This is a genomic window from Bacillus sp. B1(2022) (genome assembly GCF_040259625.1).
Lineage (GTDB): Bacteria > Bacillota > Bacilli > Bacillales > Bacillaceae > Bacillus > Bacillus velezensis.
Genome location: NZ_JANIFO010000003.1, coordinates 165,363 through 177,182 on the forward strand (window position 1 = coordinate 165,363; position 11,820 = coordinate 177,182).

The window sequence follows — 11,820 nt, forward strand, 5'->3', positions numbered from 1 at the left end:
CCACCTTTATCATAATACCTACGGATTAGTTTGTATTACATTCAGTTTTATTACCCGTTTTTTAAACGTAAAACAAATGAATTATATTATGAACTTGAAAGAAAGTAAAGAACAATTTATGATCTATGGAAGATGCTTATTTTGAGCATGATTATAAAGGAGTGAAGACATTTGGAATATCAATATCCGATGAATGAGGACTGGACGACAGAGGAGGCCGTGGATGTCATTGCTTTTTTTCAGCAGGTGGAAAACGCCTATGAAAAAGGAGCTGACCGAGACAGACTTCTGAATGCGTACCGCCGCTTTAAAGAAATCGTTCCCGGGAAAGCGGAAGAAAAGAAAATCTGCAGCCAATTTGAAGCTGACAGCACCTATTCCCCGTATCGGACTGTGAAACAGGCGAAACAATCAGATCAAGCGATTATCAAAATGTAGACAAAGCGAGCCGGCAATCGGCCCGCTTTTTATGTTATGAGACTTTCTGAGTCAGTGTGTATAAAAAGGAAAGCTTCCTAAAAGCATCTTCAATGGTTTGCAGGAATTCATTGTTGTTCATGTTGATCACGTCTTCTTTTTGCAGCTGAATGCCGCACAAAAGCTCTGCTTTTTTCACTGTCTGCAGGCGTTCAAATAATGTTTTCAGCTGCTCCTGATCCATGTCGGACTGCTTGTACGCCCCTGGCTTCGTATGATCCGGCGACCATACAAAATGACCGGGAATCTGTTTTGTGATGTCCTCCTGCTTCGCTTCCAGCAATCTGCCGTATTCCTCTTTTATCGGAGATTCATAAATGATGGCAAACCATACAAACATATGGGTGTCCCATAAACCGATCTGAAAGTGAGGGAGTTTCTTATACCCGCGTTTGCTGTTGGCAAAGGCAACCCAGCTGTCAGCCGGCGGGTTGACAGATCTTCTCGCGTGCTTGGCGACATGCGGGAACATTTCATCGCCTGTCAATGCTGACAATGTCGGTGCGAAATGCTCTCCTAACAAGGTCAGCTTCGGGCGGACTTGTTCTTTTAACACCTCCATGCGCGGATCTAAACCTTCTATTGTAAATGTATCGAAGTCTTCTTTTGTAAAACGCATCTGAGTCATCTTTTTCCTCCTTATCGTAAGTATTCATATTTTACCACAGCCGCCGCCGGCCGCAAAAACATTGAGAACGTTTGAGCCGAGAGGATTGGTGGTAAAAAACGAATAGGTAAACACACAATTTTAAGAATGTTGTTACAGCCGAATATAAGTTTCCATACGATATAAGAAGTATCATTAATAAATTGGAAAAATGGGATGCTTTTTTAACAAATGATCTCTGGAAGGGGCGAAAGACAATGAGGCAAGTGGTGAAGGAAGGATTCAGGGAGGAAAAAAATAACCGTGTAGCTGTCTGGAGACTAGAGGTTGATTATGAATTGGCAACCCTGTATGAGGCCATGCAAAAAGAGAATGCAGATCAAATCGATCTCAGCAAAAGAAAACTGGAACGTCTCAGAAAAGAATGGATTCGGCTTAACGGATAAAGAATAGTAAAAACGAACCGCAGGAAATGGTTCGTTTTTACGTGAGAAGGCATTTTTTTCATTTTCCTTGCTTTTTCATCGCCTTTATCAGTATGCTATAGAATAAGCTATACATAGAAAAGAGGTACACGGTATGACAAATTGGACGGAAATTGATGATATCGCAAAACAATGGGTAAAAGAAGCCGGAACGAGAATCAGACAATCCATGCAGGAAAGCTTGACGATTGAAACAAAATCAAATCCGAATGATTTAGTCACAAATATTGATAAAGAGACGGAACGCTTTTTCATTGACCGTATACAGGGAACTTTTCCCGGACACCGGATTCTCGGAGAAGAAGGGCAGGGAGATAAGCTCCGCTCCCTTGACGGAATCGTCTGGATCATTGATCCGATTGACGGAACGATGAATTTTGTCCATCAAAAGCGGCATTTCGCGATCTCCATCGGCATCTTTGAAGACGGAAAAGGCAAAATCGGCTTAATTTATGATGTGATGCAGGACGAACTGTATCACGCATTCAGCGGAAAAGGGGCTTATCTGAACGACACGCCGCTTGCTCCTTTAAAAGAAGCTTCCATTGAAGAAGCCATTATTGCAATCAATGCCACATGGGTGACGGAAAACAGAAGGATTGACCCGAGTATTTTGGCGCCGCTCGTAAAACGGGTCAGAGGAACGCGTTCCTACGGTTCGGCGGCACTTGAGCTGGCCAGTGTTGCGGCCGGCCGCATTGACGCATACATTACGATGAGGCTCGCGCCGTGGGATTACGCTGCCGGCTGCGTGCTGCTGAACGAAGTCGGGGGCATTTACACGACCACAGACGGCGAACCGTTTACGTTTTTAGACAACCACAGCGTGCTTGCGGGCAATCCGGCAATACATAAAATTATCTTTGACGACTATTTACATGCTGACAGGTAGAGATTTTGAAGAAGAAGATCTCGGGTTTCTGGAGCAGCTGGCGACATCACACCCGGTGTGGAAAAACGAAGAGTTCGGAACAAAAAATGCGGCGGAGTTTATGCTTGCATACTCCATGTACAATGGAACATGGCTCGTATGGGAGATTGACGGCGCTCCTGCCGCCGTCAGTTTTCATTTGGAATGGGCGCCTTCAAACGGAAAACCGTGGCTCGGAACCGTGGCCGTCGCTCCGGAAGCAAAAGAGAAAGGAATCGGACGCGCGGTCATTGAAGAGATTGCGGGCCGGCTGAGAGGGGAGCATAAAGCGATGTTTTCAGCCGTTCCCCTGGACAGGCAGGAATGGGTTTTGTTTTTAAGCCAATGCGGCTTTGAACAGCTTAAGCTTGAAAAAGACGATCGTGAAAAGACATATATGATCATGGTGAAGCCATTGTGAAATGTTTCAGATATAAAAAAGAGACCGGATTTCTCCGGTCTCTTTTCTTGTTTACAAGCCGACCGCATTCCAGGCCGCTTCTACGCTTGCAGCGTCTTGAGAGCCGTAAAGGTCCCGCGCTGATTGAATCAAAGCTGCTTTTGCATCTTTAAAGTTTGATGACGGAGTGAGATATACCGTTAGTGCGCGATAGTAAATCTGCTCCGCTTTTTTTACGCCGATTTTTGTAATCGTGTTGTAAGCGGCTTTGTTCGGAATTCCGCTGTTTGTATGCACGCCGCCGTAGTCGCCGGCATCAGTGTTCGGAAGGTTTTGATAATTTTTGTAATGGTCGGGCTGTCCGTATTTTGTCGGAGTGGATAAACTGCGGAGAGCCGGCTGGCTGACCGTAATATCTTCACCGATATCCCAGTCCTCAGTATCATTGAAGTATCCGAATACATCAGAGAAGGATTCGTTTAAAGCGCCCGGCTGATTTTCATAGTTCAGGTTGGCTGTTTCCTGTGTAACACCGTGTGTCATTTCATGGGCCGTTACGTCCATTGAACCGGAAAGAGGCGAGAAGAATGAGCCGTCACCGTCACCGTAAATCATTTGGTCGCCGATCCAGGCCGCGTTATTGTATTTGCTGCCGTAATGAACGGAAGATACGATTTTGCCGCCTTTATTGTCGTAGCTATTGCGTTTAAACGTCTGATAGAAATAATCGTACACTTTGCCGAGATTGTAATGCGCATCAACGGCAGCGCGCTGAGAAGAAGTTGTGAACTGGTTGGTAGTGCTTGATACGAGTGTGCCCGGCAGGTTATATTGTCGGTTTTGCAGATCGTACGTAATAATTTGCGTTCCGGTAGGTTTAGAAAGATCACGCATTACATATTTGCCGCTTTCAGAAGAAATATTTAATGAGACCGTTTTTCCTTTAAGAGTCGTACCTGTTCCGGTTGCAGCGGCATGCTCCACTTTGTTTTGCTTTTTCAGGACTTTCCCTGTTTCCGCATCAACGGTTACTTCCCAGTTAGCTGGTTCCGGTTCGATGTAGCGGATGGTTACATCATAGGCGAGGCGGTATTTACCGTCTTTTGTGGCCGCTGCTTTCAGCTCGGCTTTGTTTTTGTTTGTAACGTTGCCGTTAGAGACGGCTTCAGGTGATTTGCCGATTGCTTTAAAAGCATGATCCAGCGCCTGATTTGCAGATAATTTTTTGCTGTTAGCCGTTTTGGCAGAAGCATCGTTGTTTAATTCACCGTTAATCGCATAGACATTGTTGGATTTATCGACGTGAATAATGACTTGCGAGTCTTTCACAGGCACACCGTTAACGACAGGCACATAACGGAAGTGCTTGTAGCCGAGATCATCGGTCGTGTGGTCAATCAGCTTCAGTCTCTCAGAAGGGTTGCCTTTGAAGACTTTGCCGTTTTGTTTCAAGTATTGCTTGATTGCTTTGTCACTGACTGAAGGCAACTCAGACTGCACCAAAGAATGCTTCGGCACAAAGTTCGTCAGGTTTTCTTTAAGCTGAGGATTCTCAGCGGCCTGAACACCTGGAAGACTGATAGTTAAACTCATAAAGGAAGCGGCGACAGCAACAGACAATTTCTTACCTAAACCCACAATAAATCCCCCTTTTTGAAAATAATGAAAACTTATATTGTTATAATAAACCAGCATTCTCTCATTCTGCAATATAAAACTAGACTCCGCTGATGAATTGATAGAATCGTCCCGGAAAGGCTTCCGGCGGCCAGCATTGGGGGATAAGCCGAGAGGCACGTGTTGAATCAGACATGAGTCGAATGATGCGATTTATTCTGAAAAAAATGACAAATGAAGTCGGGAAAAATGATAGGGGAAAAATGTTCCGATCTGTAAAACTTTTTTTATAGCCGTTTGTCTAAACGGGTGAGGCCTTAATAAACGAAAAGGATTGTTTCAGATGTCAGAGATTTTCAGTCATTTTATTCAGCATTTCGACAGGTATTTCAAGAGCTGTCTTACGAAGAGATTGCTGATGTTTTGGACTGGAGTCTTTCGAAGGTGAAGAGCACCCTGTACAGGGCGAGAATGCAGCTGAAACAGCACTTTGGGGAAAAAAGGAAGGACGGACAGATATGACTTGCTGTTTAGTGAGAGATTTACTCCCTTTATATATTGAAGGCGATTGTGAAACAGAAACGGAGCGGTTTATTTCCCGCCATCTTGAATCATGCGGTAAGTGCGGGAGTTTATATCATATGATGAAGGAGCCGCTTGACCTCGGCAGCCCTGAGATGAAGGCGCCAGCCTGTTATGCAGAAGAAGAAAGGCGGTTTAAGGAACGGTATTACGGAAAGCTGCTGATAAAAGCAGCCTGTTTGTTCGGCGCTGTATTTCTTATCATGCTGGTCCTTAAACTGCTGATTTAAAAAAACGCCCGGCTGAATGACCGGGCGTTCTAATCCGTTTACTCAGCCGGATGAAAGGCTGTATAAATGCCTTCAAGCAATTCCTGGGGCAGTGAATTAAAGAATCCGGCACACAGCTTTGCTTCTTTTTTTCCTGCTCCTGCTTTTTCAGCAAGTTCCTGATCAAATGTATACACACCGTCTTCTTCAATCAGCGCAGATTGAAGGATATGAAGACTTTGGGAAAAAGCGGTGAACAGCTGATCAACGATAAGGGCCTCTTTTTCCGTAAAGCCGAGCTCCACCGCTTTTTCTTTATTAAATGTATATTCGCCGTCCGTTTTCTCAATACATTGGGAAAGTACGGTTAAAAATTCGGTTGAACTGTCCCACAGCTTTTGAATGATCTGGGCTTGTTCTTGATCTAATCCCAATTCAACCGCTTTTTCGCCGTCAAAATAATAGACACCGTCTTTTTCGTAAATCGATTGGCTGATGATGTCAATGAGTTTTGCCGCGTCTTCCGGTGTTTTCTCTGCGGAAGCCTGCAGGACATGCGGTTCATTTGCCTGAATCGTTTTTGCGCCGGCAGAATCAAGCGGACTGAATGCAAGCAAGGCGGCTGAGGCGGTTGCGGCGGCAGTTACAGCGGTTTTCTTCAAAAAAGGTGTTTTCATTTCGTTCTCTCCTTGTCATGTGTATTTGCTTACAGCCACAAGTATAAAAAGACAATGATGGAATTGAAATAGGAGGTATGGTATTTTCTGCATAACGATGCCGGACTATTTCAGACTGCATATTCTGAGGGAATCTGCTGATGTAACTAGAATGGGAGCTGTCATTTCCGGCTTCCTGACTAGGCGGCGGGGGAGATAAGCCTTACATCTCAGCCTGTTTTGAGGATGTAAAAAAGCCTGAATCTTTGATTCAGGCTTCATTAGATATTTTCTTTCCATGTTTACGGAATTTTGCAAAGGGTCATGCTTTTAATCAAGCAGTCCCTGTTCGCGCATTTTTTTCTTTACGGTGAAACCGCTTCCCATCATGGCGATAACGAGAACAATGCTTCCGATGATGCCCCATGCGCTTTTCTCAGCGATTGATACGCCGATCAGCATCATGCTGAAGACTGCTGCGAATGCAAATAATAATAAGAGCCAATTCAATTTTTTCATATTTCCATCCCCTTTAACGTCATACTTTCAGTTTACAGAAAAACGTAACGCTTTTAAAGAGGATGTGTGGTATAATATGAAAGTTATCTAATTTTTTTAGGAGATGAAAATGTGAAACTTCGAAACGATCTTCGCAACATCGCGATTATTGCCCACGTTGACCATGGGAAAACGACTTTGGTAGACCAATTGCTTCACCAAGCCGGAACATTCCGTGCCAACGAAAATATTGCCGAACGCGCAATGGATTCAAACGATCTTGAACGTGAACGCGGTATTACAATTCTTGCGAAAAATACTGCGATTAACTATAAAGATACACGCATTAATATTTTGGACACTCCGGGACACGCCGACTTCGGCGGAGAGGTAGAACGGATTATGAAAATGGTTGACGGCGTTCTGTTAGTCGTTGACGCATATGAAGGCTGCATGCCGCAAACCCGTTTCGTACTGAAAAAAGCCCTTGAGCAGAACTTAAATCCGGTTGTCGTCGTAAACAAAATCGACCGTGATTTTGCCCGCCCGGAAGAAGTCATTGATGAAGTGCTTGATTTGTTCATCGAGCTTGACGCAAACGAACAACAGCTTGAGTTCCCTGTCGTCTACGCTTCTGCGATTAACGGAACGGCAAGTCTGGATCCGAAAAAGCAGGACGAAAATATGGAATCACTGTATGAAACGATTCTTGAACATGTCCCTGCCCCGGCAGATAACGCCGAAGAGCCTCTTCAATTCCAAGTGGCGCTGCTTGATTACAATGATTATGTCGGCCGTATCGGTATCGGACGCGTTTTCCGCGGCACGATGAAAGTGGGTCAGCAGGTTTCATTGATGAAACTTGACGGAACGGTAAAATCATTCCGCGTAACGAAAATCTTCGGTTTCCAAGGATTGAAACGCGTGGAAATTGAAGAAGCGAGAGCGGGAGACCTCGTTGCCGTTTCGGGCATGGAAGACATCAATGTCGGTGAAACGGTTTGTCCGGCTGACCACCATGAGCCGCTGCCGGTTCTGCGCATTGATGAGCCTACGCTTCAAATGACATTTGTCGTAAACAACAGCCCGTTTGCAGGCCGTGAAGGCAAATATGTCACAGCCCGCAAAATTGAAGAGCGTCTGAACGCGCAGCTTCAAACAGACGTCAGTCTTCGTGTCGAACCGACTGCATCACCTGACGCATGGGTTGTTTCAGGACGCGGTGAGCTTCACCTGTCCATTTTAATTGAAAACATGCGCCGTGAAGGCTATGAGCTTCAAGTGTCTAAACCTGAAGTTATCATTAAGGAAATCGACGGCGTAAGCTGCGAGCCTGTTGAGCGCGTGCAGATTGACGTGCCTGAAGAGCATACCGGTTCTGTTATGGAATCAATGGGTGCGAGAAAAGGCGAAATGCTTGATATGATTAATAACGGAAACGGCCAGGTCCGCCTGATCTTTACCGTACCTTCACGCGGACTCATCGGCTATTCTACTGAGTTTCTGTCACTGACACGCGGTTTCGGTATCCTGAACCACACGTTTGACAGCTATCAGCCGATGCAAAAAGGCCAAGTCGGAGGCCGACGTCAGGGTGTGCTCGTTTCCATGGAAAACGGAAAAGCGACATCTTACGGAATTCAAGGTATTGAAGACCGCGGCGTCATCTTCGTTGAGCCCGGAACAGAAGTATATGAAGGCATGATTGTCGGCGAACATAACCGTGACAATGACCTTGTCGTCAATGTCAGCAAAATGAAACAGCAGACAAACGTCCGTTCCGCTACGAAGGATCAAACGACTACGATTAAGAAAGCGCGCATTATGTCGCTGGAAGAATCACTCGAGTACTTAAACGAAGATGAATACTGTGAAGTAACGCCGGAATCCATCCGTTTAAGAAAGAAAATCCTGAATAAAAACGAACGTGAAAAAGCGGCGAAAAAGAAAAAAACAGCAGGAATGTCTTAATCACTTGCAGAATTTGAAAAGGTAGAACCCGAACGGAAAAGGGGAGGGGGATCCTTTTGAATGAAGTAAGTGAACGGCTGTCGTTCTTTGCGGCTCTTTACCAAGTGGATGAGCATCCGCTGACGGGAATGTGGCTGTTATACGGAACGATCGTCGTGCTTTCGGTAATTGTATTTAAACTCGGCTTTGCCAAACGGCTGCCGGTGTTGAAGGCTGCGGCAGTTTATCTCTTTCTCGTGCTCGGCTGCACCGTACTGACTTTTTTCGGTGTGTTTCTGCCGGTCGGAGAAGGGCTTGTTGTCGCCGCCTTGATTTTGATCATTTACAAAATCCGTCTGCACCAGTCCAAAAAAAGCCAGTCAGCTAAACCGCAATAAAAAAATGACCTTGCCTTCCGGCGGGTCATTTTTTATTCGGTTTATTTTTTCAGTTTATCTTTTTTCGCTTTTTGTCCGGGATGAAAGGAAAAGTGTCCGGTATTCAGCCGCGCCTCCGTTTTGACTTTGATTCGGTCATGGCATTCCCGGCACATATATGTATGAATCGGACGATTGCGGAGGCGTTTGGCTGTCAGTGTTTCATCATCAATTTGTTCGATTTTGTCGCAAATGGAACATTTTACTCTCATTGATTTTTCACCTCTTTCACTATGACAAGCATTATATCATGGATGCTCCTCCTGCCAAAGGGAAAGAAAGCAGCGCCCTTCCTTTGGAGCGGGCGCTGCTTTTTACCGGCGGTTTTTCATATGATGATCCGATTGATCGTTCTGTTCGTTTTGCAGCTTGTTCTGGTCTCTTTGGTTCAGCTGATCATCATTCGATTGAGTCGGTGATTCTTTTTCATTGTCGGTCACATCATTCGGGACTTCCGGCATGACACGGCCGACGATGGCGGCAAGTTCGTCCAAAATGCCTGAAACGGGGCGGCCGGCCTTAATGTCGCTGCCCATGCCTCTCAGACGGGAAACCGTATCAGGATCAGCCACGACAACGGCATTGGCGCCGTAAGGATCGTTTTTTAACGCCTGGGCAACCGTGTATTTAATGCTCTCCACTTTGCTTCTTTCTAAATTGTCATCCACATCGATACCGACAACGGAGTATCTTCCGAGTACAACCGCGGTGGCATCTGAAATGCCGGGGATTTTTTCGGTTACCTCGACGAGATGCTTAGCGATGTCTGTCCGGCCGGGATTTTCAGCTGTCTCAGGAGCCGTATTTTTCACATGGATCGGTTTTGCATCGCGCTGATCGGCTGATTCGTTCTGAATATTGCGGCCGCGGCCGTCCTGTACAGCAGTGCAGCCGGTAAGGATAAACAAGGCTTGTATGATAATGAAAAGAATTCGCACGTCAGATTTCCTCCTTGAATGCTTTCATTTATTTTATTGTTGAATTAACCTTCTATCTTTATTCACCAAATCATATATTTTAGCAGGCATCCCCGTTTTTCGCGGAAAGAGAAGCACACGATGGGCTTTGATCCTTATTTCAGGAGGCTGAGACTTGAGTAAAATTTATGTGTTAGATACGAATGTACTTTTGCAGGATCCTAACGCCATTTTTTCCTTTGAAGAAAACGAAGTTGTCATCCCCGCCGTCGTGCTGGAAGAGGTCGATTCAAAAAAGCGGTATATGGACGAGGTCGGGAGAAATGCGAGGCACGTATCTAAGCTGATAGACGGGCTCAGGGAGAAAGGAAGGCTGCACGAGAAAGTTCCGCTTGAAAGCGGAGGAACGCTCAGAATTGAACTGAACCACCGGTCATTTCACCAGCTCCAAGAAATTTTTATCGAAAAAACGAATGATAACCGCATTTTGGCGGTGGCAAAAAATTTAAGCCTTGAGGAGGAAACGAAAGAAAACGGCCGCCTCGTCATCCTGGTCAGCAAAGATGTGCTTGTCAGGGTAAAGGCGGATGCCATCGGGCTTTTGGCGGAGGACTTTTTAAACGACAGAGTCGTTGACCATGATGAAATATATAGCGGGTACAAAGATATATTTATGAATAAAGAGCGGTTTGCCTCGTTTTATAAAGACAAACAAATTTCAGTCAAGGAGCTTCAGCAGCATCAGGTTTATCCGAATCAATTTGTGCTGATGAAAGATGAATTAGGAGGATCTTCGTCTGCGGTCGGCATGACAGATAAGAAAGGCGAGACCGTAAAAAGACTCGTTTTCGATGATGAGCACGTATGGGGAATCAGGCCGAAGAACGTCCAGCAGACAATGGCGCTTGAACTCCTGCTGAGGGAAGATATCCCGCTCGTCACCCTGATCGGAAAAGCGGGAACGGGAAAAACCTTGCTTGCTCTCGCGGCAGGGCTTCTGCAGACGGAGGATCTCGGTATTTATAAAAAACTGATCGTCGCGCGTCCCATCGTCCCGGTGGGAAAGGATATCGGATATTTGCCTGGCGAAAAAGAGGAAAAGCTCAAGCCGTGGATGCAGCCAATCTTTGATAATCTTGAATTTTTATTCAATGCGAAAAAGCCGGGTGAACTTGAAGCGATTTTGGCAGGAATCGGATCGATTCAGGTGGAGGCGCTGACATACATTCGGGGGAGAAGCATTCCGGATCAGTTTATTATTATTGATGAGGCTCAGAATTTGACGAGGCACGAGGTCAAAACGCTTTTGACTCGGGTGGGAGAGGGCAGCAAAATTGTCCTGATGGGCGATCCGGAGCAAATAGATCACCCATACTTAGACAGTTTAAACAACGGACTTGCTTATGTTGTAGAACGGTTTAAAGAACAAACCGTCTCCGGCAGCGTGAAGCTTGTGAAAGGTGAGAGATCCGGCCTTGCACAGCTTGCAGCCGATTTGTTATAAAACTTCGATTTCTGTGACGCCCGTTATCGGTTTTTCTAAGTCTCCGTCCACGTAAAAATGGACCGGGCCGCCGTCTTGAAGGGGTTTCCCCCCATCGCTGAAATGCGCGATTGCGTCCATCGCCTTTTCAAGCGCCACTTCGGTTCTTTCTGATTTTGAAATAAATGCGCACAGGACAGCGCTTTCTTTCGGCTCGGCATTTGCTAAAACAGCGCCGAGCTTCATGGCGAAGCTGCCGTTCATCAGTCTTTCTTTTTCATAACGTTTTTCGCTTTTTAAAGTCGGCGGCGAAATGCGCCCTTCTCTGATCACCCGTTCCGGATCAAGCGTATGCTCCTGGGTTTCTGCAGAGCCGTCCGGATGAACAGGCTGATTTTTTTCAAACGGAAACTTACGGTCATCGAAAATCCAGACACTCGGATCAATTGTAATCGGGTATGTAACATTGCCTTTTACTTGAATAACGCTCATGGTGAAGCCCCCCTTTACTTAAAGTATAAAAGTTTTCGCATGAATTGTCACTTTGCGTCGCAAATTAGATGTATACAACGGCAGCGAAGTGAGGATGATC

Annotated in this window: 15 protein-coding genes and 1 pseudogene; 9 read left to right on the top strand and 7 right to left on the bottom strand. The window is 45.7% G+C overall.

Annotation, left to right across the window (positions count from 1 at the left end; translation table 11 throughout):
- Nucleotides 1-171: 171 nt before the first annotated feature.
- Nucleotides 172-438 carry a UPF0223 family protein gene (locus NQS30_RS06940; RefSeq protein WP_007409667.1) on the top strand — a complete coding sequence of 89 codons (267 nt, stop codon included), beginning with the start codon at nucleotides 172-174 and terminating at the stop codon, nucleotides 436-438.
- A 34-nt stretch (nucleotides 439-472) separates the two neighbouring features.
- Here the strand turns inward: NQS30_RS06940 and NQS30_RS06945 are convergent, their stop codons facing one another.
- The gene (locus NQS30_RS06945; RefSeq protein ID WP_007409668.1) at nucleotides 473-1,105 is read right to left on the bottom strand and encodes a DUF1054 domain-containing protein; all 633 of its coding nucleotides are present in this window, start codon (nucleotides 1,103-1,105) and stop codon (nucleotides 473-475) included.
- A gap of 236 nt (nucleotides 1,106-1,341) precedes the next feature.
- On the opposite strand from NQS30_RS06945, the gene NQS30_RS06950 reads away from it, so the two are divergent.
- The 3 genes from NQS30_RS06950 (at nucleotide 1,342) to NQS30_RS06960 (ending at nucleotide 2,900) form a co-directional block, all read left to right on the top strand.
- Nucleotides 1,342-1,530: a hypothetical protein gene (locus tag NQS30_RS06950; protein ID WP_007409669.1), complete on the top strand. Its 189-nt coding sequence runs from the start codon at nucleotides 1,342-1,344 to the stop codon at nucleotides 1,528-1,530.
- A gap of 133 nt (nucleotides 1,531-1,663) precedes the next feature.
- Nucleotides 1,664-2,461 (top strand): inositol-1-monophosphatase, encoded by a 798-nt coding sequence (suhB, locus tag NQS30_RS06955; RefSeq protein ID WP_007409670.1) that lies wholly within the window; start codon nucleotides 1,664-1,666, stop codon nucleotides 2,459-2,461.
- Nucleotides 2,448-2,900: a GNAT family N-acetyltransferase gene (locus tag NQS30_RS06960; RefSeq protein ID WP_060561733.1), complete on the top strand. Its 453-nt coding sequence runs from the start codon at nucleotides 2,448-2,450 to the stop codon at nucleotides 2,898-2,900. Before suhB ends, NQS30_RS06960 begins: the two co-directional genes overlap by 14 nt.
- A 51-nt stretch (nucleotides 2,901-2,951) precedes the next feature.
- Here the strand turns inward: NQS30_RS06960 and NQS30_RS06965 are convergent, their stop codons facing one another.
- On the bottom strand, nucleotides 2,952-4,517 hold the full coding sequence (locus NQS30_RS06965) for a M4 family metallopeptidase (RefSeq protein WP_025284686.1): 1,566 nt from the start codon (nucleotides 4,515-4,517) through the stop codon (nucleotides 2,952-2,954).
- Nucleotides 4,518-4,883: 366 nt separating this feature from the next.
- Between NQS30_RS06965 and NQS30_RS06970 the strand changes: the two are divergent.
- A pseudogene (locus NQS30_RS06970) lies at nucleotides 4,884-5,018 on the top strand (RNA polymerase sigma factor); the annotation flags it as partial.
- Nucleotides 5,015-5,308 (top strand): anti-sigma factor family protein, encoded by a 294-nt coding sequence (locus tag NQS30_RS06975; protein WP_025284687.1) that lies wholly within the window; start codon nucleotides 5,015-5,017, stop codon nucleotides 5,306-5,308. The pseudogene NQS30_RS06970 and the gene NQS30_RS06975, both read left to right, overlap by 4 nt.
- A gap of 38 nt (nucleotides 5,309-5,346) precedes the next feature.
- Here NQS30_RS06975 and NQS30_RS06980 read toward each other — a convergent pair whose 3' ends face one another.
- Both NQS30_RS06980 and NQS30_RS06985 read right to left on the bottom strand, forming a co-directional pair.
- A complete protein-coding gene (locus NQS30_RS06980) occupies nucleotides 5,347-5,964 on the bottom strand; it encodes a hypothetical protein (RefSeq protein ID WP_085341973.1) in 618 nt (205 codons plus the stop codon).
- 309 nt (nucleotides 5,965-6,273) lie between these two features.
- Nucleotides 6,274-6,462 carry a YlaF family protein gene (locus NQS30_RS06985; protein WP_003154504.1) on the bottom strand — a complete coding sequence of 63 codons (189 nt, stop codon included), beginning with the start codon at nucleotides 6,460-6,462 and terminating at the stop codon, nucleotides 6,274-6,276.
- 111 nt (nucleotides 6,463-6,573) lie between these two features.
- Between NQS30_RS06985 and typA the strand changes: the two genes are divergently transcribed.
- Complete coding sequence (gene typA / locus NQS30_RS06990; protein ID WP_015239792.1) at nucleotides 6,574-8,412, top strand: translational GTPase TypA; 1,839 nt, start codon at nucleotides 6,574-6,576, stop codon at nucleotides 8,410-8,412.
- Between the two features lie 56 nt (nucleotides 8,413-8,468).
- Nucleotides 8,469-8,789, top strand: a complete 321-nt coding sequence (locus tag NQS30_RS06995; protein WP_015239793.1) for a YlaH-like family protein — start codon at nucleotides 8,469-8,471, stop codon at nucleotides 8,787-8,789.
- A gap of 41 nt (nucleotides 8,790-8,830) precedes the next feature.
- Here NQS30_RS06995 and NQS30_RS07000 read toward each other — a convergent pair whose 3' ends face one another.
- On the bottom strand, nucleotides 8,831-9,040 hold the full coding sequence (locus tag NQS30_RS07000; RefSeq protein ID WP_007409677.1) for a YlaI family protein: 210 nt from the start codon (nucleotides 9,038-9,040) through the stop codon (nucleotides 8,831-8,833).
- A 102-nt stretch (nucleotides 9,041-9,142) separates the two neighbouring features.
- Nucleotides 9,143-9,766: a YhcN/YlaJ family sporulation lipoprotein gene (locus tag NQS30_RS07005; protein WP_012117484.1), complete on the bottom strand. Its 624-nt coding sequence runs from the start codon at nucleotides 9,764-9,766 to the stop codon at nucleotides 9,143-9,145.
- A 154-nt stretch (nucleotides 9,767-9,920) separates the two neighbouring features.
- On the opposite strand from NQS30_RS07005, the gene NQS30_RS07010 reads away from it, so the two are divergent.
- Nucleotides 9,921-11,249, top strand: a complete 1,329-nt coding sequence (locus tag NQS30_RS07010) for a PhoH family protein (RefSeq protein WP_015417407.1) — start codon at nucleotides 9,921-9,923, stop codon at nucleotides 11,247-11,249.
- Here NQS30_RS07010 and NQS30_RS07015 read toward each other — a convergent pair.
- Nucleotides 11,244-11,720: a hypothetical protein gene (locus NQS30_RS07015; protein WP_043021054.1), complete on the bottom strand. Its 477-nt coding sequence runs from the start codon at nucleotides 11,718-11,720 to the stop codon at nucleotides 11,244-11,246. The two genes, NQS30_RS07010 and NQS30_RS07015, sit on opposite strands and share 6 nt — an antisense overlap.
- Between the last annotated feature and the right edge of the window lie 100 nt (nucleotides 11,721-11,820).

Bases quoted from the DNA above. Each gene is read 5' to 3' on its own strand.
- NQS30_RS06945 (WP_007409668.1), bottom strand. From the start codon at position 1,105: ATGACTCAGATGCGTTTTACAAAAGAAGACTTCGATACATTTACAATA.
- NQS30_RS06950 (WP_007409669.1), top strand. From the start codon at position 1,342: ATGAGGCAAGTGGTGAAGGAAGGATTCAGGGAGGAAAAAAATAACCGT.
- suhB (WP_007409670.1), top strand. From the start codon at position 1,664: ATGACAAATTGGACGGAAATTGATGATATCGCAAAACAATGGGTAAAA.
- NQS30_RS06960 (WP_060561733.1), top strand. From the start codon at position 2,448: ATGCTGACAGGTAGAGATTTTGAAGAAGAAGATCTCGGGTTTCTGGAG.
- NQS30_RS06975 (WP_025284687.1), top strand. From the start codon at position 5,015: ATGACTTGCTGTTTAGTGAGAGATTTACTCCCTTTATATATTGAAGGC.
- NQS30_RS06980 (WP_085341973.1), bottom strand. From the start codon at position 5,964: ATGAAAACACCTTTTTTGAAGAAAACCGCTGTAACTGCCGCCGCAACC.
- NQS30_RS06985 (WP_003154504.1), bottom strand. From the start codon at position 6,462: ATGAAAAAATTGAATTGGCTCTTATTATTATTTGCATTCGCAGCAGTC.
- NQS30_RS07000 (WP_007409677.1), bottom strand. From the start codon at position 9,040: ATGAGAGTAAAATGTTCCATTTGCGACAAAATCGAACAAATTGATGAT.
- NQS30_RS07015 (WP_043021054.1), bottom strand. From the start codon at position 11,720: ATGAGCGTTATTCAAGTAAAAGGCAATGTTACATACCCGATTACAATT.